This window comes from Phaeobacter sp. JH20_26 (genome assembly GCF_048056275.1).
Taxonomy (GTDB): domain Bacteria; phylum Pseudomonadota; class Alphaproteobacteria; order Rhodobacterales; family Rhodobacteraceae; genus Phaeobacter; species Phaeobacter bryozoorum.
The window spans coordinates 25,676-44,899 of record NZ_JAYMWL010000016.1 but is presented as its reverse complement, the minus strand read 5'-3'; the positions used below and the strand labels follow the sequence as shown (position 1 = coordinate 44,899).

The window sequence follows — 19,224 nt, the reverse complement described above, 5'->3', positions numbered from 1 at the left end:
AGATACCCCATGTTGCTGGCCTTTTATGTTTTCCTTGCTGCAGTTGCCGGCTTCGGTACCGTGTCGGCCCAAGACGGTGCGATGCGCAGCGGAGACCGACCTTTTGATGCCGAGGCCTTGGCGGCGCTGCCCGGACGTTCCTTTGTCTTTTACGATGATGGCGAGGCGCTGTTCGGCTCGGATGGGGCCTACGCCTACACATATTCTGCGAAGAATGGCGGAGGTACGGCCTGGGGCAGCTACAGCGTCAAGCCGGACGGCCTCATATGCGTAACCTTTGTCAACGGCGCCTCACGCTGCGATCAATATGTGACAAACCGTGACCGCACGGTGGTAATCACCTCCGACGGTCAGAGGTTCCCGGTGCGCTCGATCCGGTGAATATCAGGGGTGCTGCACCAGCTGATCAGAGACGCGACAGCAGCGTTTCGGTCGGCCAGGCGTCGGCTGGTAAGCCCAGGCGCTCCTGCTCTTTTTGCACCGCGATCCGTGTCTTGGCGCCAAGGATGCCATCCACATTGCCGACGTCATGGCCCCGCGCGATGAGTTTGCGCTGAAGCTGTTCCATCTGCTTGGCCACAAGACCTGTATCAGGTGCGCCCGCATCATAGGGGGCGGCTCCTGACAGGCGGGTGGCGAAATATGCCGCCGTCAGCACATAGGTAAAGCTCTGGTTCCACTCGAAATAGACGTCGAAGTTCGGATAGGCCAAGAAGGCAGGCCCTTTGTGACCCTGTGGCAGAATGAGTGCAGCCTTGGTGCCGGTGGCTGCCAGCCGACCGGACCGGGACCGCACGCCCAAAGCCCGCCAATCGCCGACTGTCTGCTTGTGATGAACACCACTCAGGCGGAGGTCCAGATCTTCGGGTATTGTCACCTGCTGCAACCAGGGTTCGCCGGGCCGCCAGCCCAAATGCGACAACATCTTCGCCCCGGACATCAGCGCATCGGGAGCGGAGGTCTTGAGGCTGACGAGGCCGTCACCATCAGCATCGACCCCGTTTTCGAGGATATCGCCGGGCAGCATCTGCACCATTCCAATTTCGCCCGCCCAGGCGCCGGTGGTGCGGTGTGGATCAAAGTTGCCCTGACGAAACAGTTCCAGCGCCGCAAACACCTGCGGGCGGAACAGCTCCGGTCGGCGGCAGTCATGGGATAGGGTTACAAGGGCGTTCAGCGTGTTGAAATCCCCTTGAACGGCGCCATAGTCGGTTTCGAAGGCCCAGAACGCAAGCAGCACGCTGCGATCTATGCCATAGGTCGTCTCGATCCGGCGGAAGGTCGTATCATATTTGCGCGCCATCGCCAGACCCCGGTCCAGCCGGTTTTTGGAAATCAGGCGCCGCGAAAATTCGATGAACGGTTTTTGGAATACACCCTGCGCGCGGTCCGCTTTCAGGACCGACTGATCCTGCCGAACACCTTCGAAGAACCGGTTCACCGTAGCGCTATCATATCCGCCGGTCAGCGCTTCTTCTTTCATCAACTGGACGAAATTGCGAAATCCGCCGCCACATTGTGCTTGGGCCTGAAGAGGGAGCAGGAATGAGACGAGGGCGAGAAGGCTGGGGCGCAACACGGTTGGCGTGTCCTTTTTGAGAGTGCTGCCCCTTGTTAGCTACAATAGCGCGGCAATGGCAACCGTTAGCGCAAGCCCCAGCGCCCAAGACATCCAAAGCAGACGAACGCAACGGGTGATACTATGGGCACTGGCGCTTTTGGAGCCGACAGCATTGACCCAAGGAAAATCCTGCATTTTTCCATCGTAGGAGCGGGGCCCGGCCAGCGCGACCTGAAGCGCGCGTGCCATCGCAGCCTCGGGCCAGCCTGCATTCGGGGAGCGATGGCGGCCTGCGTCCTGTGCAATTTCGGGCCAGCTTGGCAGCACGCGACCAACGGCTGCGATCATCAACGCTGACAGCCGCGCCGGTATCAGGTTCAGCGCGTCATCCAGCCGTGCAGCTGCCCAACCAAAATTTCTGTGGCGCGGCGTTTTATAGCCAATCATGCTGTCGGCTGTATTGGTGATCTTGTAGATCATCAGCCCGGGCAGGCCACCCACAAGAAACCAGAATGCGGGGGCGATCACCCCGTCGGAGAAATTTTCGGCACCGCTTTCGATGGCTGACCGCGCGATCTGCGGGGTTGTCATGCCGGTGGTATCGCGGCTGACGATCATAGAAACCGCCGTACGACCCTCTGCGAGATCGTGGCGCAGGCCGTGGGCAACTGCTTCGACGTGTTCGCAAAGCGATCGTTGTGCCAGCAGAACCGCAGCTACCAGAAACTGCATGACCGGCCCAAACAGCGACAGAACCCAGCCAAGCCAGCCTGCCCCAAGAACCAGAAGGACGATGGCCAGAACACCTTTGGCCTTGCGTTGTTTGCCGGTGTTGAGCGACCGGTCGGTAAGCTCAACCGCACGCCCCATCAAAACCGCAGGGTGCGGCAGCCGCGTCCAGAGCCAGCGTGGTTCGCCAAAAACAGCATCCAGCAGTAAGGCCGGTATAAGCAGTTCCGCAGTTGTCACAGAGCCGCCTCAAGCCTCGCCCAGCCATCCCCTGTGGGCAGGCCGAGACGCAGATAGTTTTTTGAATAGGGGAAAATACGCGTCCAGATATGTGCGCGTGCAAGCTGGGTCTGCCAGGCCGCAGCGTCGTCCACATCATATAGGCGGAACAAATCGGTGCCACCGACAATCTGGGCGCCCTTGGCGATGAGCATCTGATCCAGGCGCTCGGCATCCTGCCGCAGCCTCAGCCGTGTGGTGGTGGCCCAGTCCTCGTCCCGCAAGGCCTGCGCGCCGATGCGCAAGGCCGGACCGGAGACCGCCCAGGGGCCTTGCCAAGCTGCTAGACCGTCGATCAGGCAGGGGTCGCCGATAGCAAAGCCAAGCCGCAGGCCCGCGAGGCCCCAGAATTTGCCGAAACTCTTGAGGATGATAACGCCCGGGCGATCTGCAAGATGAATAAGGCTGTCCTCAGGGCAGACATCGCAAAAACTCTCATCAATCACGACCAGCGGGGCCTGTGCATCCTCAGCACTCCACCGGCGTCCGTCGGGATTGTTTGGATGGACCAGAACCCGCGCCTCTGCCGGGCCCCCGGTGACGGTCTGCCACCCGTGAGTGGTAAAGGCAGCGGCATGTTCGTTATAGGTCGGTGGCGTGATCTGCACCCACCGTGGGTCAGCCAAGGCCGGAATGGCGGCAATCAGCGCCGAGGCGCCTGGGGCAGCGAGGATTTTTGCATCTTTCGGCACCTTCCAGAAGGCGCGCGCTGCGGCAACCAGATCGGCCTGTGCCGCCTGGTCGGGCAGGGCACCCCAATCCGCGGATGTCAGGCCAGTGACCGGATATGGCACGGGGTTGATCCCGGTCGAAATATCGACCCAATCTCTGGCTACACCACCATATTCCGAAATAGCGGCACTAAGGTTGCCGCCGTGGTCCCGCTGAGGGACCTCTGTCAGATCCAGCATGCCTGTCATCTTGGGCCTTAACAAATGAACCAGAACCGAGGGCCAAGAAAACCGCTGACCCAATACCGCCGTATGGAGCAGCAATGACGAGAAAGCAACCATAGCCCCATGCAATCAACAATTCGCTAATCTCGGGGAGATTGCGGCGCGGGAAATCTCGCTATGGGTGTGCTTGGCGAATACCCGACAATAGGGACGTAATATCTCGTTTGCCGGAAACCGGCTGTCCGGGAGCAACTGTCGATTCCCGCATCGACGGTTGTGATCGCCGATCACAGCGGCAAGGAACATCCATGGGCGACAATCCGTGAACCACGTGAGGATTGTAGCCCGCGCATTCGGCGTACCACGAATGCGCGGTTGCAGGCAGGCACGGCAGCAACCATGCGACAGTGGCAGGCTGACAGGTCAGTCGCGGCCGTGAGGCGCCATCCAGTCGATCTGCGGGTTGATCGGGATGATCCGATGCGGGTTGATGGTCTCATGGCTGTAGTGATAGTGGCGCACGATGTGATCCATTCCGACGGTGCCAGCCACGCCCGGCCATTGATACAGCGCGCGAGTATAGGCCCAGAGATTCGGATAATCGATCAGCCGTCGCCGATTGCATTTGAAATGCAGGTGATAGACCGGATCAAAACGGACAAGGGTGGTGAACAGCCGCCAGTCTGCCTCGGTCAACACGTCGCCAAGCAGGAAGCGATGTTCGGACAGGATGTCTTCCAGCCAGTCGAGGGTCTCGAACAGCGGCTCAACAGCGGCGTCATAGGCCTCCTGCGTGGTGGCAAACCCGCATTTGTAAACCCCATTGTTCAGGGTGGAATAGACCCGATTGTTCACGGCTTCGATCGGTTCGCGCAGTTCTTCGGGCCAGTAGTCATCATCATTGTGGCTGATGCCGTCGAAGGCGCTGTTGAACATGCGGATGATGTCGGCGCTTTCATTGGAAACGATGGTATTTTGCGTTTTGTCCCAGAGGATTGGCACGGTGACCCGACCGGAATACTGTGGGTCGGCGCGGGTGTATATCTGGTGGAGATGATCATTCCCGAACAGCGTGTCACCCGTCGCGCCGTGGTCGTCCTTGGCAAAACTCCACCCTGAGTTCAGCATATCCGGGTGTACGACCGAAACGCTGACATGATCTGCCAGCCCTTTGAGCTGGCGGAAGATGAGCGCACGATGCGCCCATGGGCAGGCCAGCGAGACATAGAGATGATAACGCCCGCTCTCCGCGGCAAAGCCTCCTTTGCCGGTTGGCCCGGCCAGACCGTCTTTGGTGATCCAGTTTCGAAATTGCGCCTGCGAGCGTTTAAACGCGCCACCGGTTGATGCTGTGTCGTACCATTGGTCGTGCCAGACGCCATCAATCAAGAGGCCCATCACCGTCTCCTGTATGCTGTGAATACATATGTCGAGAGGTAACCTAGGTTGAGCGGGGGCGCGCGCCCATCGCAGTTTACGCGCATCATCCCTGCGCCAGTGCACAGCTGCGACAAGGGGCGTATCCAGCCTGCAACGCGCAGATCAAAAGTGGTGCTGCGCGAAAGATGTGGAAATGACTCAAAAAGTTCACTTGATTTTATCCTTTCCAAGTTCACACTTGTGGTGAACCGGGCAAAACGCCCGCTCGCGCTGGAAGAATTATTGCCATGCGATGACACCAGCGTTTGCCAGATCGAAAGGTCACTGCGATGACGACATTTGTTCCGAAGTCTGTGCTGGACGCGCTGGATGCCGCGCGGCTGGATGGAATGAAACGCAAGAGCCGCCTGCGCGTGGCTGTAGACGATCACATGTTTCCGGTCTTGCGCATGTGGAAAGACGGCTTTTCGATCGAGGCGGCAGATGCACCGCAGCTGCGGGGCCTGGTTGATCTGTTTGACGGCAGTCGGCATCTGTCCCAATGCCTGATCGTTGCCTCTGATGAGGAGGGCGGCGAAATGCGGTATGAGTTCAAACGCGCAACACCGGCCTCGGACAAGGCACCATTGGATTTCTACCGTGCTCCGGACGCGCCGGTGGGGCTGATTGCACAGGATGACCTGCGGCTCTAAGCCGGGCGAATTTTCTTGGGTATATTGATATTTGATTGGAAAACGGGGGCCTTAAATAGAGCCCCCGTTTTTTCTCCTCGGTCTCGCGTATCTGAGCGAGACCGATTTTCCACCCGGCATTATTGAAGGTCGGCGAATGCCCTGCGCAGACGCTCGCAGGCCTCTTCGACCCGTGCGCGCTGGGTGCCTAGGTTGAACCGCAGGAAGCTGCCGCCACCAGTTCCAAAACTGGGCCCGTGGTTGGCAGCAATCTTCGCGTCGTTTTCAACCCGTGCGGTGAACTCCTCGCGGCTCATGCCAGTGCCGGAGAAATCGACCCAGGCCAGATAGGTCGCTTCCAGCCGGGTTGAATGTAGACCGGGGATCTCGTTCACGGCGGCATCGAAGATCTGCCGGTTGCGGTCCAGATAGGGCACCAGTTCATCCACCCAGGCGGCGCCTTCCGGAGAGTAGGCGGCAGCCGTTGCCCATTGGCCGGGAGAGTTCGGCGACAACGCCAGCGCCAGCATCCGGCGGGAGAATTTTGCGCGCAGATCGGGATCGGGAATGATGACCTGACCGGTGTGCATACCGGCAAAGTTGAACGTCTTGGACGGCGCGGTCAGCATCAACAGGCGATCGGTGATATCCGGTGCCGCGTTTTGCATCGGGATATGAGTTGCACCGTCGAATACCAGATCGTGATGAATTTCATCGGAGAGCAGGATCAGATCGTGCCGCTTGGCAAAATCGGCAACGCCGCGCAGTTCATCCTGGGTCCAGACACGGCCGACCGGGTTATGGGGAGAGCAGAGGATGACCATCTTTTCCGAACCGGTCATCTGCGCATCATAGGCCGCAAAATCCATTTCGTAGCGCCCATCGTTGACGGCAAGTTCGCATTCGACCACCTCACGTCCGGCGTTGCGAATAACCTTGGCGAAGGCGTGATAGACCGGCGTGAACAGCACAATGCCGTCACCCGGTTGCGTATAGGTATCCAGACACATACCGACGCCGTTCACTAGACCGGTTGTCGTGAAAATCGCGTCGGGGTCGACCGACCAACCGTGACGGTTCTGCATCCACCAGCAGATTGCGGACCGGTAGGGGCTGTCGCAGTTCACATAGCCATAGACACCATGGTCGGCCATTTCCCGCATCTTGTCGGTCACGACCGATGGCACTGCGAAATCCATATCGGCCACCCACATCGACAGACCTTCGTCGCGTGGCACGCCATAGAGATCCTCCATCATGTCCCATTTGATGCAATGTGTATTCCGGCGGTCAATGATCTTGTCAAAATCCATGTCTGAACTCCCGTTGTTCAGGGGCGAAGCTAACGGCAATCCAGCGACACGCAAGGGGGCCGTTGCAGGGCGGGCGTCAATGGCCTAAATCAGCGGCATGAAACGACCGATCCTGATCCATCCTGATCCCCGCCTCAAGAAGGTATGCCCAGCTGTTCCCGACCTTTCGGACGCATTGCGCACGCTGGCCGACGACATGCTGGAAACCATGTATGCTGCGCCGGGTATCGGCCTTGCCGCGCCGCAGATCGGCGTGCTGGACCGCCTTATCGTGCTGGATTGTGTCAAGGAAGAGGATGGCCCGGCCCGCCCTCTGGTCATGTTCAACCCAGAAGTGGTTGCAGCATCGGATGACATCAATGTCTATGAGGAAGGCTGCCTGTCCATTCCCGATCAATACGCCGAGGTGACACGCCCCAAGGTGGTTGACGTCGAATGGATGGATCGCAACGGCAATCCCCAGCGGGAAACCTTTGATGGTCTTTGGGCGACCTGCGTCCAGCATGAGATCGACCATTTGAACGGCAAGCTGTTCATTGATTACCTGAAACCGTTGAAACGGCAGATGATCACACGGAAAATGCAGAAACTGAAGCGCGAGCGCGGACGCGGTAGCTGACGTTGGGCGGGTGGCTCCGTCTGTGGACGAGATGGCGTACGTCGGCTGCTTTGACCCGGAAAGGTGGACAAGATGACGGTTCTCCAGATCAGGGCTTGGCCCGACCCGGTGCTGAGCACCCCAGCTCCGCCGGTGACTGACCCATCAGAGGTTGCGGATCTGGTGCGCGATATGCTCGATACCATGTATGCCGCGCCGGGTCGTGGACTGGCCGCGCCCCAGGTCGGTGTTCTGGCACGGGTATTTGTTATGGATACGACCTGGAAGGAAGGCACGCGCGACCCGCTGGTCTGCCTGAACCCAGAGATCATCGCCCTTTCCGATGAGATGGCGACACGCACCGAGGGGTGCCTGTCGATCAGGGGCCTCAGTCTCGATGTGACGCGCCCAGCCTGGGTAGATCTCGGTTGGACCGACATGGAGGGCGTGCGCCATCAGCGCCGGTTTGACGGGTTTGCTGCGGCTTGCGTGCAGCATGAATACGATCATCTTGATGGTCGTGTCACTTTTGACCGGGTGGACCCAGAGGCGCGCGATGCGGCCCTTGCCACCTATGAAACTAATCTGGAGACACCCCGATGACCGTGCGCCCCTGCCTGCCCTGGCCCGACAAGCATCTGCGCAGCCGCGCCGAGGACGTGAGCGAAATCACCGAGGATACGCTGACCCTCTGGCAGGATATGATCGACACGATGGAGGCAATGCCCGGTGTTGGCTTGGCCGCAAACCAGATCGGCGTCCTGCAGCGACTGGCAGTTGTCGACGGCTCCAGCGAACGAGGGCGCGCTGTCCGGCTGGCGAATCCCGAAATCCTGCACGCTTCGGTCGCGCTTCGGGAACATGAGGAAGCCAGTCCCAACCTCCCCGGCGTCTCGGCCAAAATCAAACGACCACGCGCGGTGACCGTGCGATATATGGATGAAACCGGCGCGGTGGTCGAACGGGATTTCGTCGGGATCGAGGCCACCAGCGTGCAACATCAGATCGATCACCTGAATGGCCGTATGTATTTTGACCGGCTGTCGAAGGTGAAACGCGATATGCTGATCCGCAAGGCGAAGAAGCTGAATGGCTGAGACACGTGCGGGGACAAACCCGCGGTTCGGGGCCTGTTTCAGGCGAATGGATTGAGAGTAAGGGGCAGCGGATGCGTATTGTTTTCATGGGGACGCCGGAGTTTTCGGTTCCGGTGCTGGATGCCCTGGTTGACGCGGGTCATGAGATTGCTGCGGTCTACTGCCAACCGCCCCGTCCGGCCGGGCGCGGCAAGAAGGATCGACCAACGCCCGTTCATGCCCGCGCGATTGAACTGGGTCTTGATGTCCGTCACCCGGTCAGCCTCAAGGGGGCCGAGCAGCAGGCCGAATTCGCGGATCTACGGGCGGATGTCGCGGTGGTCGTGGCCTATGGTTTGATCCTGCCACAGGCGGTGCTGGATGCCCCCAGACACGGCTGCCTCAATATCCATGCGAGCCTGCTGCCGCGTTGGCGCGGAGCGGCACCCATTCACCGCGCCATCATGGCGGGCGACAGTCAAACTGGCGTCTGCATCATGCAGATGGAGGCGGGGCTTGACACCGGCCCGGTCCTGCTGCGCGAAGCGACCGAGATTGGCCCGGAGGAAACCACCGCCCAGCTCCATGATCGGCTGTCGGAAATGGGGGCAGACCTGATCGTCCGTGCCCTGGATGGGCTGTCTGACCTGACACCTGAGGTGCAGCCGGACGCGGGCGTGACCTATGCCCATAAGATCGACAAGGCCGAAGCCCGCATCGACTGGCAACGCTCCGCGGTGGAGGTTGATCGGACGATCCGCGGGTTGTCTCCGTTTCCCGGTGCCTGGTGCGAGATCGAGGGTCAGCGCGTAAAGCTGTTGGCATCCCGCGTTGTCGACGGGGCCGGCGTGGCGGGAATCGTTCTGGACGATGCGCTGCGGGTTGCCTGTGGTGAGGGCGCGGTTGAGCTGTTGCGATTGCAGCGGGCAGGCAAGGGAGCACAGGAACGCGAGATTTTCCTGCGTGGCTTTCCCGTAGCGCGCGGCACACAGCTTTAAGGGAGGCGGGTATGTTTCTGGCCCTGTTCGGCAGCGTCGTTATTGCCGGGATCGTCGGCTACCTGGCGGAGCGCACCGGTTTTACCCACAATGGGTATCTCTCGTCGATCATCATCTGCGTTGGCGGCGCGTTCCTGTTCCATTTTGTGGTGATCATGTTTGGCGTCGGCTTTCGCGCACCGGGTTGGAACGCCATTGCCGCATCCGTCGGCGCGTTGATCATCGTGCCGTTTCACTGGCGCCGCTGAACCTGCCTGCCGACTGTTGCTCAGCTGCGCGGCGGGCGTGAACGATAAACTGGCAGATGCCAGCCAAATGCGATTGAGCCCGCCCGCAAAACCCAGCAGACCACCGCGCAGGCCACAAGCGCCCAGCGGGTCGGCAGGCCAAATGCCATGCTGACCACCGCCGTAATCGCGCCTGCCATGGCGCATGAGATATAGAGCTCGCCCTGTTTCAGCACCAGCGGCACTTCATTGCAGACCACATCACGCATCAACCCGCCCAGGGTGCCTGTTGCCATGCCCATCAGCACAACGATCACCGGCGTCTGGCCGGTTAGCAAGGCAGCGCCGGTGCCCGCCGAAACTGCGATTGCCAGTGCAAAACTGTCGAGCCAGACAATCCAGCGCAGCCGACTTTCCACCAAATGGGCGGTGAAGAAGACAATCACCGCAGTCACCGCCGCCAACAGGATTATCGTAGAATCGCCGATCCAGAACACTGGGTTGCGATCCAGCAAAAGATCCCGCACCGTCCCTCCGCCGACGGCGGTCAGGCAGGCCACGAAAGCAAAGCCGACAATGTCGAGCTGTGCCCGGCTGGCCACCAGGGCGCCGGAGGCCGCAAAGACCAGAACGGACGCATAGTCCAGAAGGGTAAGGATGGTCATGCCTTTGCTTTGCCAGTCTTGAACGGGGCCATGCCTGCACGCGCAAGTTCATCGGCGCGTTCGTTCTCGGGATGGCCTGCGTGGCCTTTGACCCATTCCCACGTGACCGTGTGACGGCGCTGCGCCTCGTCCAGACGTTGCCACAGCTCAACGTTTTTCACGGGTTTCTTTGACGCGGTCTTCCAGCCATTTCGTTTCCAGCCGTGGATCCAGCCGGTGACACCGTTTTTGACGTAGGCTGAATCGGTCACCACGGTGAGGGTAGAGGGGCGCGCCAGGCTTTCCAGGGCATTGATCGCTGCCAGCAGTTCCATCCGGTTGTTGGTGGTCTCGGCTTCGCCGCCCTGCAGTTCCTTTTCCTTGACAACAGTGTCGCCGTCCATTGCGCGAAGCAAAACCCCCCAGCCACCCGGGCCAGGATTGCCGGAGCAGGCGCCATCCGTGTAGGCGAAGAGATCAGCCATGACAGGCCACCGAAATCCAGCGCGCCATGGCGCCGTCCAGCCCTGCGTTTTCGCCGGTGGTGCGATTGTCCGGGGTGAACCCAGCAGTGCGCAATAGATCGATCAATTCGTCTTCCTCGTAGTAGGTATAATATCGCCCAAGGGCATCGCGGGCCTCGCCCTTACCGAGCTTTAGCGCGATGTAAAAGGGCCGACCTGACCGCAGCGCCTGCCGGATGGCCCTCAGGTGACGCGGAAAATCGGCACGCGGCGCATGTAGCAGACTGAAATTGGCCCAGATGCCATCATAGATGTCGCACCCCGACAGCTCATCAAAACTGGCGAGACACGTCTCAACACCCGGCATATGTTCCGCCAGTGCGATCATTTCCACGGAAGCATCCATCGCCACAGGGCGCAACCCGGCTGCGGCCATAACCGCGCTGGAGGTGCCGGGACCGCAGCCCAGATCCAGCACCCGTGCGTTCGGCGGGCAGGCAGCAATGAACTCGTGCAGGCGTGGGTCTTCTCGCAGGTGTGTCTGGTTCCGGTCAGCATAATCCGCTGCCTTGTTGTTGTAGATCTCCAGTGTCTCGCGGTCAGGCCCGCTCACAGGTAGACACCGACGGCGAGGCTGGCGACCACAATGCCGGTCAGCAGCAGGCGCAGCTGCATCCACCATGATGGGGTCAGACGCCAAACGTAAAAGGCATAATCCAGCAGCAACAGGCCGGCAAAGCCGTAGATCAGGTTTATGCCCGCGCTGGTCGGTCCACCGCCGGTCATGAAAAATGCCCAAAGCGCTGGCAGCACGGACAAGGCATAACCAGTTGCCGCCTGCATACCCGATGTCTTGGTCGCAAATCCCCAGAGCACGCCGGACATGAAGCTGAGGATCACAGAGCCATAGAACAGCTGCACATAGGGGCCGACAAACCGCGCCCCAAGATGGCTGGCACCCCAGACCTGCAACGCCGGGATCTGCGTGGTGAGTGCTCCCCAGACGAATGGGATCAGCCCGGCCAGCCCCAAGACCAGCGGTGCCGGTGGTATCCTGCTCACGCCCGTTCCATCGCCAATCGGGCCGCCAGCGCGGCAAACAGCGCAGCAAAGCTGCGGTTCAGCCATTTGATCACGGTGTCCGACCCCAGGATCAAGCTTCGCGCCTGCGCTGCAAAGAGCCCGTAGAACACAAAGACACCAAAAGTCATGGCCATGAAAATCAAGCCAAGCACGACCATCTCCTGTGTCGCTGTTGCGGCCGCGCCTGACAGGAACGGCGGGAGAAGCGCCAGAAAAAACACCGAAAGTTTTGGGTTCAGGATGTTGATCAGGGCGCCTCGCTTGGCGATCCTTAGACCATGATCCGGAGCAGCAGGCGCGCCGGACAATGACAGCGCGCCGTCAGTTTTCAGCATTTGCCAGGCCAGATACAGAAGATACAGAACGCCCGCAATCTTCACCGCCTGAAACAGCACCGCCGAGGTGTGCAGAACCGCAGCCAGCCCCAGTGACGCAGCCACAAGATGGGGCACGATGCCAAAGGTGCAGCCAACCGCTGCCCAAATCGCGGCACGCCACCCCTGACCAAGACCAAGCGCCAGCGTGTAGAGCACACCGGTCCCTGGCGCTAGGACGACGACAAATGCGGTGATCAGAAATTGCAGTGAAATCAATTGACCAGCTCCTTTGATAGACAAGGTGGTTCAGGCCAAGGGTAATCGGCTGCCGGTCAGTTGCAAGACAAAGAAATCCCGCAGACCGGCTGCGTCATTATCGTTTGCAGGGGACAAGCCGCCTCAGGCTGTTTCCCGCAGAACCCGGGGAACTTTGAACTCAACCCGTTCAATCGCGGTTTCCACCAGCTCGACTTTTACCTCGAACCGCTCGCGGAAGGCATCGATGACTTCATTCACCAAGAGCTCGGGCGCAGAGGCACCAGCGGTGATCGCGACCGAGGAAATTCCCTCAAGCGCGCGCCAATCAATGTTTTCGGCCCGTTGTACCAGCTGTGCATATTGGCATCCCGCCTTGACGCCAACTTCGACCAACCGTCGTGAGTTCGATGAATTGGGAGCGCCGACAACCAATAGGGCATCTGCCTTCGGGGCGACTTCCTTGACGGCCTCCTGGCGGTTGGTGGTAGCATAGCAGATGTCTTCCTTGTGAGGGCCGACAATATTCGGAAACCGAGCCTGAAGTGCTGCAACAATATCCTTGGTGTCATCGACCGACAGGGTCGTCTGGGTGACATAAGCGAGATTGTCAGGATCGCGAACCGTCACTGTGGTGACATCATCCGGGGTTTCCACCAGCAGCACTTCTCCCTCGGGCAGCTGTCCCATGGTGCCGATGGTTTCAGGATGTCCCTTGTGACCGATCATGATCATCTGGAGCCCGTTTTCCGCATGACGCTGCGCCTCGATATGAACCTTCGACACCAGCGGGCATGTGGCATCGACATAGATCATCTGGCGCCGGTCTGCCTCGGCCGGGATCGACTTCGGGACGCCATGCGCTGAAAAGATGACCGGCCGATCATCGGGGCATTCATCCAGCTCTTCAACGAAGACGGCCCCTTTGTCGCGCAGCCCGTCGACCACATATTTGTTGTGCACGATCTCATGGCGCACATAGACAGGCGCCCCCCATTTCTCGAGCGCCATTTCGACGATCTTGATCGCCCGGTCGACACCGGCACAAAAGCCGCGCGGCGCGGCGAGATATAGCGTGAGGGGGGGCTTGGTCATCGCGGTCTCCTTATCGCTCAGAGCTAGGGCTTTCTGTCGGCGAGGTCCAGCCCCGTGGCAATTGATTAAGCGGCGGTCCCGGCGACAAGGAAACCAAAAACGGCGCAAGCAAAAGCCCGCAAACAGTTAAGGTACTGCTGCGGGCCATGTCTGGGTAGTGGTGGCCTCCGGCAGGCCACAGATCCGTATCAGCCGGTGGCGGCTGATACGGAGCGCGGGTCACTTTGTTCGCGGGGAGGGCGGCCGATCACGTCCTTCAACTCTTCCAGCTCGATGAAATTATCGGCCTGTCGGCGCAGCTCGTCCGAGATCATTGGCGGCTGGCTGCGGATGGTGGAGACAACGGAGACGCGCACACCCTGCCGCTGCAGGCTGGCGATCAACGGGCGGAAATCACCATCACCGGAGAACAGCACGATATGGTCCACGCGGGGAGCAAGTTCCATGGCATCGACCGTCAGCTCGATATCCATATTCCCCTTCACCTTACGCCGACCCATGCTGTCGGTATATTCCTTGGCTGGTTTGGTCACCATGGTGAAACCGTTGTAATGCAACCAGTCAACCAATGGCCGGATCGGAGAGTACTCATCATTTTCCAGCAGAGCTGTGTAGTAAAACGCGCGCAACAACTTGCCCCGGCGCATGAATTCCTGCCTGAGCAACTTGTAATCGATGTCAAACCCAAGCGCCTTTGCTGCCGCATATAGGTTCGATCCATCGATGAACAGCGCGAGCCGTTCGTCCTTGTAAAACATCAAATATGTCCTTCCGGTAGGTCCGTCCCAGCAGTGAGGTTCCGTGAGTGAATGCTGAAATACGCTAAAACGGGTGGACTTAATGTAGGTTATTTGACATTTGCCGCAAGTGTATCGGGATTAAGAAACGAGGGCAAAAATGACCGAATTCCGGTCAGAGGCGCTTATCGCCATGGGGGGGAACCTGCCTATCGGCGAACAGTCGGTTGAGCATACCCTCATAGGGGCTGTTGGGCAGTTGTCCGAATCAGACATCAGCCTGAGGGCAATCTCGCGCTTCTATCAAACGCCTTGCTTCCCGGCGGGCTCGGGTCCTGACTATGTGAACGCAGCGATTGCGATCGGCACAAACCTGCCCCCGCGTGAACTGTTGGATCTGTTGCATGAGGTGGAGGCGGATTTTGCCCGCCGACGTGTGCAGCGCTGGGGCATGCGGACACTGGATCTGGATCTGGTCGCTTATGACGATCTGGTCTGTCCGGATGTGGCGACCTTCGAACGGTGGAGGGATCTGCCACTGGATCTGCAGATGAAAGAGGCGCCGGGCCAGCTGCTGTTGCCGCATCCCAGGCTTCAGGATCGTGGCTTTGTGCTGGTGCCGCTGCGCGATGTTGCACCTGATTGGCGCCATCCGATTCTGGGTCAGACCGTGCGTCAGCTCTGTGCGGCGCTGCCAATGTCCGATTTGACCGAGATTTCGCCGGTCTGAGCCGCCAATGCGCCCCATTCGGCGCTTGTCAAGAGAAAGCTTTGGTTTTAGAAGTCACCCTTCTGGACTTATTTTTGATTTGGAGAGTCGCCCATGGCCCGCGTGACGGTTGAAGACTGCGTAGACAAGGTTCCCAACCGCTTTGAGCTGGTGATGCTCGCAGCGCATCGCGCTCGTGAGATTGCCGCTGGTGCGCCGCTCACGGTTGAGCGTGACAACGACAAGAACCCCGTCGTGTCCCTGCGTGAGATCGCTGATGAAACGCAGAGCGCCGACTCCCTGCGTGAGCGTCTGATCGAAAGCAACCAGACCCAGATCGAGGTTGATGAGCCGGAGGATGACTCGATGGCCCTGCTGATGGGCGCGGAAAGCGACAAGCCTGCCACGGATGATATGTCGGAAGAGAAACTGCTGCGTGCGCTGATGGAGGCGCAAGGGCAGGGTTAAGACGTCGCAAGACATAATGAGCTGAGGCTGCGGACCGGAAATGATTTCACCAGAAGACCTGATTGCTCTGGTCCGCAACTACAATCCCAGGACCAATGCGGACAGGATCGCTGATGCTTATGCGTTCGGCGAACAGATGCACGACGGGCAGTTCCGCCATTCGGGTGAGGCCTATTTCACCCATCCCGTGGCGGTTGCTGCCATCCTGACAGAGCAGCGGCTGGATGACGCCACGATCATCACGGCGCTGCTGCACGACACCATCGAAGATACCAAGGCGTCTTACGACGAAATCGCCAGCCGCTTTGGCAAAGAGGTGGCGATGCTTGTTGATGGTGTCACCAAGCTGACCAATCTCCAGCTGTCCAGCCGCGAAACCAAACAGGCAGAAAATTTCCGCAAGCTGTTCATGGCAATGTCCAAGGACCTGCGGGTTATCCTCGTGAAGCTTGCCGACCGTCTGCACAACATGCGCACCATCAAAGCGATGCGCCCGGAGAAACAGGCCCAGAAAGCCCGTGAAACCATGGATATCTATGCGCCACTGGCTGGTCGCATGGGGATGCAATGGATGCGCGAGGAACTGGAGGATCTGGCCTTTCGCGTGCTCAATCCAGAAGGTCGCCAGTCAATTATCCGCCGCTTTGTCACGCTACAGCGGGAAACCGGCGATGTGATCCATCGGATCACCGGCGACATGCGGGCCGAACTGGAAAAGACCGGGATCGAAGCCGAAGTTTTTGGCCGCGCCAAGAAACCCTATTCCATCTGGCGCAAGATGCAGGAAAAGGATCAGGGCTTTTCGCGACTGTCCGATATCTACGGGTTCCGCATTATCACAACGAGCGAGGAAGACTGTTACCGGGCCCTGGGCGCCATACATCAGCGTTGGCGTGCTGTCCCTGGGCGGTTCAAGGATTACATCAGCCAGCCAAAGTCCAACGGCTATCGGTCGATCCATGCAACCGTCTCCGGGCGCGACGGCAAGCGGGTAGAGGTGCAGATCCGCACCCGGCAGATGCACGATGTGGCAGAAACCGGTGTGGCGGCCCATTGGTCCTACCGCGATGGCGTGCGCTCTGAGAACCCCTTTGCGGTTGATCCGGCCAAATGGATTGCGTCCCTGACGGAGCAGTTTGATGCGGAGGAGGATCACGATGAATTCCTCGAAGCCGTCAAACTGGAGATGTATTCCGACCAGGTGTTCTGCTTCACTCCCAAAGGCGATGTGATCAAGCTCCCAAAGGGCGCGACTCCGATCGACTACGCCTATGCCATTCACACCCGCATCGGCCACGCCTGCGTCGGGGCCAAGGTGGATTCGATCCGCGTGCCGCTTTGGACACGCCTGCGCAATGGCCAGTCGGTTGAGATCATCACTGCTGAGGGCCAGACCCCGCAGGTAAGCTGGCTGGATATTGCAACCACCGGCAAGGCGCGTACCGCGATCCGCCGTGCCCTGCGCGAGGCTGACCGCGCCCGGTTCGTGAAACTGGGCCACGAGTTGGCGCGATCCGCGTTTGAACATGTCGGGCGCAAGGCCACTGACAAGGCGTTGGAGACGGCGGCCCGTGCGCTTCGCGTCAGTACGGTCGATGAATTGCTGGCCCGTTTGGGGGCTGCGGTACTCACCGCGCATGATGTGGTTCAGGCGGTCTATCCGGAACTGGCCGCTGACAACAGCGATGAGGTTTCGCCGCGTCGTGCGGTGATTGGCCTTGAGCCGGGGCAGAGCTTCGAGCGGGCCCCCTGCTGCCAGCCACTGCCCGGCGAACGGATCATCGGCATCACCTATCGTGGCCGGGGTGTTGTGGTCCATGCTGCAGATTGCGACGCTTTGGGAGAGGTCGAGGATCAGCCCGAACGCTGGGTCGATCTGCACTGGCACAGTGGGACCCACCCCGCAGTCTACGGCGTGACGCTGGAGCTGACGATTGGCAATGACGCCGGTGTCCTGGGACGTATTTGCACATTGATCGGCGAAAAAAAGGCCAATATCTCCGACCTTGAATTTGTCGATCGGAAACCAGACTTTTACCGGCTGATGATTAATGTCGAACTGCGGGATGTAGAGCAGCTGCATTCGCTGATGTTGATGCTGGAAGCAGAGAGCGATGTCGCCGCCGTTGCACGGTACCGCGATGTGCCGGAAAGCCGCCCAAAGCTTGGGTAGCCGTTCAGTAGGATTTGGGAAGGACGCGAACCTTTGGTATTCAGGCGCCGTGATAGACGTCCGCCTCTGCGCGCGGTTGCCGATTTCCTGTGGCCGCGGGGCGGGTGGGGGCGCGCGTTTCACTATGTGAAGCATCGTGTGCGTCGTCTGCCCGATTCGCCGGAGCGGATCGCCCGCGGTGTCTGGGCGGGGGTATTCACCACCTTTACCCCATTCTACGGGATGCATTTCGTTGTGGCCGCGATTATCGCGCGGCTGATGAACGGCAATATCCTCGCCGCCCTCAGCGGCACGTTTTTTGGCAACCCGCTCACCTATGTGCCGATCGGCGTTGCCTCTCTGCAGACCGGCCACTGGATCCTTGGGACAGAGTTCGACGCCGATGTCGACAAGTCTCTGGTCGGGAAATTTCTGGCCGCCGGGAATGATCTTTTTGACAACCTGATCGCTTTGGTAACTGATCGACCGGCGGATTGGCAGGGGCTGACCCTGTTCTACCACGATGTGTTCTATCCTTATCTCGTCGGTGGCGTGATCCCCGGCCTCATCACCGCAACCGTCTGCTATGTGCTGAGTGTACCGGTCATCCGCGCCTATCAGCAGCGCCGCCGCACCAAGATCAAGGCTAAGTTCGACGTGATCAAGAAACGCGCCTCGCTGGACGCCGCAGACGACAGCAGCAGCTAAGCCGCTGCCAAACTGCGCGATTTGGCGGTTTCCGGGCTTGCCCTTGCCAGCGCAACCCCTAGTGTCAGGCAAAAGGCACTCAATTGGGAACTGCGATCCATGGCACAGACTTCCTCGCACAACACAGACCTGCGGCTTGGCGTGAACATTGACCACGTGGCCACCGTTCGCAATGCACGCGGCGGCCAGGTACCTGATCCGGTGCGCGCTGCCAAGCTGGCCGAGGAAGCCGGAGCCGACGGGATCACCGCCCATCTTCGCGAAGACCGCCGTCACATCACCGATCGCGATATCGACGGGCTGATGGAAGCGTTGAGCGTGCCTCTGAATTTTGAGATGGCCGCGACCGAAGAAATGCAGAAGATCGCCCTGCGCCACAAACCCCATGCGGTTTGTATCGTGCCGGAAAAGCGGGAAGAACGCACGACCGAGGGGGGGCTGGAAGTGGCCCGCGAGGAAAACAAACTGGCCCATTACATCGCGCCGTTGCGCGATGCCGGGTGCAGGGTGTCGATCTTCATTGCCGCTGACCAGCGGCAGATCGAGGCGGCACATCGCATCGGTGCTGAGGTGATCGAGCTGCATACGGGTGCCTATTGTGAGGCTCATGCCGAGGGCGATTTTGCCAAGCGCGATGCCGAGCTGGCAGCCCTGCGCGAAATGTCCAGCTTTGCCCATTCCCTGGGGCTGGAGGTTCACGCGGGCCATGGTCTGACCTATGATTGTGTGCAACCGATCGCAGCTTTTCCAGAGGTGCGCGAACTGAACATCGGCCATTTCCTGATCGGCGAGGCCATCTTCAGAGGGTTGACCCCGGCCATCGCCGAAATGCGCCGCCTGATGGATGAGGCGCGCGTCTAGGAC

General features: G+C 59.8%; 24 protein-coding genes. 12 read left to right on the top strand and 12 right to left on the bottom strand.

From position 1 onward, the window contains the following. Positions 1–9: 9 nt before the first annotated feature. A complete protein-coding gene (locus VWY60_RS14770) occupies positions 10–381 on the top strand; it encodes a hypothetical protein (protein WP_340546520.1) in 372 nt (123 codons plus the stop codon). A gap of 25 nt (positions 382–406) precedes the next feature. Here the strand turns inward: VWY60_RS14770 and VWY60_RS14765 are convergent, their stop codons facing one another. The 4 genes from VWY60_RS14765 to VWY60_RS14750 form a co-directional block, all read right to left on the bottom strand. Then, positions 407–1,579 carry a lytic murein transglycosylase gene (locus VWY60_RS14765; RefSeq protein ID WP_416541003.1) on the bottom strand — a complete coding sequence of 391 codons (1,173 nt, stop codon included), beginning with the start codon at positions 1,577–1,579 and terminating at the stop codon, positions 407–409. A gap of 39 nt (positions 1,580–1,618) precedes the next feature. Beyond that, positions 1,619–2,530 (bottom strand): adenosylcobinamide-phosphate synthase CbiB, encoded by a 912-nt coding sequence (gene cbiB, locus VWY60_RS14760; protein WP_416541002.1) that lies wholly within the window; start codon positions 2,528–2,530, stop codon positions 1,619–1,621. After that, on the bottom strand, positions 2,527–3,480 hold the full coding sequence (locus VWY60_RS14755; protein ID WP_416541001.1) for a threonine-phosphate decarboxylase: 954 nt from the start codon (positions 3,478–3,480) through the stop codon (positions 2,527–2,529). The genes cbiB and VWY60_RS14755 overlap by 4 nt, the downstream gene beginning before the upstream one ends. 408 nt (positions 3,481–3,888) lie before the next feature. Next, complete coding sequence (locus VWY60_RS14750; RefSeq protein ID WP_416541000.1) at positions 3,889–4,863, bottom strand: glutathione S-transferase family protein; 975 nt, start codon at positions 4,861–4,863, stop codon at positions 3,889–3,891. A 311-nt stretch (positions 4,864–5,174) separates the two neighbouring features. On the opposite strand from VWY60_RS14750, the gene VWY60_RS14745 reads away from it, so the two are divergent. Next, complete coding sequence (locus VWY60_RS14745; protein WP_340546525.1) at positions 5,175–5,537, top strand: hypothetical protein; 363 nt, start codon at positions 5,175–5,177, stop codon at positions 5,535–5,537. 119 nt (positions 5,538–5,656) lie between these two features. Here the strand turns inward: VWY60_RS14745 and VWY60_RS14740 are convergent, their stop codons facing one another. After that, positions 5,657–6,829, bottom strand: a complete 1,173-nt coding sequence (locus VWY60_RS14740) for a MalY/PatB family protein (protein WP_416540999.1) — start codon at positions 6,827–6,829, stop codon at positions 5,657–5,659. A 97-nt stretch (positions 6,830–6,926) separates the two neighbouring features. Between VWY60_RS14740 and def (VWY60_RS14735) the strand changes: the two genes are divergently transcribed. From def (VWY60_RS14735) to VWY60_RS14715, 5 genes are all read left to right on the top strand, one after another. Beyond that, positions 6,927–7,448 (top strand): peptide deformylase, encoded by a 522-nt coding sequence (gene def / locus VWY60_RS14735; protein ID WP_340546527.1) that lies wholly within the window; start codon positions 6,927–6,929, stop codon positions 7,446–7,448. A 72-nt stretch (positions 7,449–7,520) separates the two neighbouring features. Beyond that, complete coding sequence (def, locus tag VWY60_RS14730) at positions 7,521–8,030, top strand: peptide deformylase (protein WP_416540998.1); 510 nt, start codon at positions 7,521–7,523, stop codon at positions 8,028–8,030. Continuing rightward, a complete protein-coding gene (gene def / locus VWY60_RS14725; RefSeq protein WP_340546529.1) occupies positions 8,027–8,524 on the top strand; it encodes a peptide deformylase in 498 nt (165 codons plus the stop codon). Before def (VWY60_RS14730) ends, def (VWY60_RS14725) begins: the two co-directional genes overlap by 4 nt. Positions 8,525–8,595: 71 nt before the next feature. Further along, positions 8,596–9,501 carry a methionyl-tRNA formyltransferase gene (gene fmt, locus VWY60_RS14720; protein ID WP_416540997.1) on the top strand — a complete coding sequence of 302 codons (906 nt, stop codon included), beginning with the start codon at positions 8,596–8,598 and terminating at the stop codon, positions 9,499–9,501. Between the two features lie 11 nt (positions 9,502–9,512). Continuing rightward, positions 9,513–9,749, top strand: a complete 237-nt coding sequence (locus tag VWY60_RS14715; RefSeq protein WP_416534650.1) for a hypothetical protein — start codon at positions 9,513–9,515, stop codon at positions 9,747–9,749. Between the two features lie 20 nt (positions 9,750–9,769). Here VWY60_RS14715 and VWY60_RS14710 read toward each other — a convergent pair whose 3' ends face one another. From VWY60_RS14710 to VWY60_RS14680, 7 genes are all read right to left on the bottom strand, one after another. Beyond that, on the bottom strand, positions 9,770–10,393 hold the full coding sequence (locus tag VWY60_RS14710) for a trimeric intracellular cation channel family protein (protein WP_340546532.1): 624 nt from the start codon (positions 10,391–10,393) through the stop codon (positions 9,770–9,772). Beyond that, entirely contained in the window at positions 10,390–10,857 is a 468-nt protein-coding gene (gene rnhA / locus VWY60_RS14705; protein ID WP_340546533.1) for a ribonuclease HI, read from the bottom strand. Before rnhA ends, VWY60_RS14710 begins: the two co-directional genes overlap by 4 nt. Continuing rightward, complete coding sequence (locus VWY60_RS14700) at positions 10,850–11,449, bottom strand: class I SAM-dependent methyltransferase (protein ID WP_416534648.1); 600 nt, start codon at positions 11,447–11,449, stop codon at positions 10,850–10,852. The genes rnhA and VWY60_RS14700 overlap by 8 nt, the downstream gene beginning before the upstream one ends. Then, positions 11,446–11,898, bottom strand: a complete 453-nt coding sequence (locus tag VWY60_RS14695; RefSeq protein WP_340546535.1) for a DUF3429 domain-containing protein — start codon at positions 11,896–11,898, stop codon at positions 11,446–11,448. The genes VWY60_RS14700 and VWY60_RS14695 overlap by 4 nt, the downstream gene beginning before the upstream one ends. Further along, the gene (locus VWY60_RS14690) at positions 11,895–12,512 is read right to left on the bottom strand and encodes a LysE family translocator (protein WP_416540996.1); all 618 of its coding nucleotides are present in this window, start codon (positions 12,510–12,512) and stop codon (positions 11,895–11,897) included. Before VWY60_RS14690 ends, VWY60_RS14695 begins: the two co-directional genes overlap by 4 nt. Positions 12,513–12,635: 123 nt before the next feature. Further along, positions 12,636–13,586, bottom strand: a complete 951-nt coding sequence (ispH, locus tag VWY60_RS14685; protein WP_416540995.1) for a 4-hydroxy-3-methylbut-2-enyl diphosphate reductase — start codon at positions 13,584–13,586, stop codon at positions 12,636–12,638. 188 nt (positions 13,587–13,774) lie between these two features. Then, entirely contained in the window at positions 13,775–14,344 is a 570-nt protein-coding gene (locus VWY60_RS14680) for an NYN domain-containing protein (protein WP_340546538.1), read from the bottom strand. A 139-nt stretch (positions 14,345–14,483) separates the two neighbouring features. On the opposite strand from VWY60_RS14680, the gene folK reads away from it, so the two are divergent. From folK to VWY60_RS14655, 5 genes are all read left to right on the top strand, one after another. After that, positions 14,484–15,053, top strand: coding sequence for a 2-amino-4-hydroxy-6-hydroxymethyldihydropteridine diphosphokinase (gene folK, locus VWY60_RS14675; RefSeq protein ID WP_416540994.1), 570 nt, complete (start codon positions 14,484–14,486; stop codon positions 15,051–15,053). A 93-nt stretch (positions 15,054–15,146) separates the two neighbouring features. After that, positions 15,147–15,500, top strand: coding sequence for a DNA-directed RNA polymerase subunit omega (gene rpoZ / locus VWY60_RS14670; protein WP_061049565.1), 354 nt, complete (start codon positions 15,147–15,149; stop codon positions 15,498–15,500). A 40-nt stretch (positions 15,501–15,540) separates the two neighbouring features. After that, positions 15,541–17,673 carry a RelA/SpoT family protein gene (locus tag VWY60_RS14665; RefSeq protein ID WP_340546540.1) on the top strand — a complete coding sequence of 711 codons (2,133 nt, stop codon included), beginning with the start codon at positions 15,541–15,543 and terminating at the stop codon, positions 17,671–17,673. Between the two features lie 33 nt (positions 17,674–17,706). Continuing rightward, positions 17,707–18,360 (top strand): DUF2062 domain-containing protein, encoded by a 654-nt coding sequence (locus VWY60_RS14660; RefSeq protein WP_340546541.1) that lies wholly within the window; start codon positions 17,707–17,709, stop codon positions 18,358–18,360. A gap of 99 nt (positions 18,361–18,459) precedes the next feature. Further along, complete coding sequence (locus VWY60_RS14655) at positions 18,460–19,221, top strand: pyridoxine 5'-phosphate synthase (RefSeq protein WP_416538338.1); 762 nt, start codon at positions 18,460–18,462, stop codon at positions 19,219–19,221. The last annotated feature ends 3 nt before the right edge of the window (positions 19,222–19,224 follow it).

Coding starts and splice junctions, on each gene's coding strand:
- VWY60_RS14770 (WP_340546520.1), top strand. CDS start 10: ATGTTGCTGGCCTTTTATGTTTTCCTTGCTGCAGTTGCCGGCTTCGGT.
- VWY60_RS14755 (WP_416541001.1), bottom strand. CDS start 3,480: ATGCTGGATCTGACAGAGGTCCCTCAGCGGGACCACGGCGGCAACCTT.
- VWY60_RS14750 (WP_416541000.1), bottom strand. CDS start 4,863: ATGGGCCTCTTGATTGATGGCGTCTGGCACGACCAATGGTACGACACA.
- VWY60_RS14745 (WP_340546525.1), top strand. CDS start 5,175: ATGACGACATTTGTTCCGAAGTCTGTGCTGGACGCGCTGGATGCCGCG.
- VWY60_RS14740 (WP_416540999.1), bottom strand. CDS start 6,829: ATGGATTTTGACAAGATCATTGACCGCCGGAATACACATTGCATCAAA.
- def (WP_340546527.1), top strand. CDS start 6,927: ATGAAACGACCGATCCTGATCCATCCTGATCCCCGCCTCAAGAAGGTA.
- def (WP_416540998.1), top strand. CDS start 7,521: ATGACGGTTCTCCAGATCAGGGCTTGGCCCGACCCGGTGCTGAGCACC.
- def (WP_340546529.1), top strand. CDS start 8,027: ATGACCGTGCGCCCCTGCCTGCCCTGGCCCGACAAGCATCTGCGCAGC.
- fmt (WP_416540997.1), top strand. CDS start 8,596: ATGCGTATTGTTTTCATGGGGACGCCGGAGTTTTCGGTTCCGGTGCTG.
- VWY60_RS14715 (WP_416534650.1), top strand. CDS start 9,513: ATGTTTCTGGCCCTGTTCGGCAGCGTCGTTATTGCCGGGATCGTCGGC.
- VWY60_RS14710 (WP_340546532.1), bottom strand. CDS start 10,393: ATGACCATCCTTACCCTTCTGGACTATGCGTCCGTTCTGGTCTTTGCG.
- rnhA (WP_340546533.1), bottom strand. CDS start 10,857: ATGGCTGATCTCTTCGCCTACACGGATGGCGCCTGCTCCGGCAATCCT.
- ispH (WP_416540995.1), bottom strand. CDS start 13,586: ATGACCAAGCCCCCCCTCACGCTATATCTCGCCGCGCCGCGCGGCTTT.
- VWY60_RS14680 (WP_340546538.1), bottom strand. CDS start 14,344: ATGTTTTACAAGGACGAACGGCTCGCGCTGTTCATCGATGGATCGAAC.
- folK (WP_416540994.1), top strand. CDS start 14,484: ATGACCGAATTCCGGTCAGAGGCGCTTATCGCCATGGGGGGGAACCTG.
- rpoZ (WP_061049565.1), top strand. CDS start 15,147: ATGGCCCGCGTGACGGTTGAAGACTGCGTAGACAAGGTTCCCAACCGC.
- VWY60_RS14665 (WP_340546540.1), top strand. CDS start 15,541: ATGATTTCACCAGAAGACCTGATTGCTCTGGTCCGCAACTACAATCCC.
- VWY60_RS14655 (WP_416538338.1), top strand. CDS start 18,460: ATGGCACAGACTTCCTCGCACAACACAGACCTGCGGCTTGGCGTGAAC.